Below are 208 nucleotides of genomic sequence, written 5' to 3'. Positions count from 1 at the left end.
CACAAGAAGGTACCGTAGTTGTTCAATACATTGCCATTTCTTGAATCAAGACTGAGTGCTTTGCGGTAAGTGCTTCTCGCTTCATCTACTTCACCCACTTGTTCGTAGTAATGCGCCATTGAAAGCCGAGCACGGTAGTAGCTAGGTGCGTGTTTAATCGCGAGCTCAAGGTTTTCACGCGCTCTCACCATATTGCCTTGTCCCATAT

1 protein-coding gene is annotated in these 208 nt (G+C 46.6%); it reads right to left on the bottom strand.

What is annotated here, in order from left to right; genetic code table 11:
• Window positions 1-208: tetratricopeptide repeat protein (locus AB4486_RS28585; protein ID WP_372120209.1), on the bottom strand; the 208-nt coding region annotated here is incomplete at both ends.

The sequence above is a fragment of the Vibrio sp. 10N.222.55.C6 genome (assembly GCF_041473395.1).
In the GTDB taxonomy this organism is placed as follows: Bacteria; Pseudomonadota; Gammaproteobacteria; order Enterobacterales; family Vibrionaceae; genus Vibrio; species Vibrio crassostreae_C.
The sequence above is the reverse complement of the archived record's forward strand: the minus strand, read 5'-3'. Positions and strand labels throughout refer to the sequence as shown.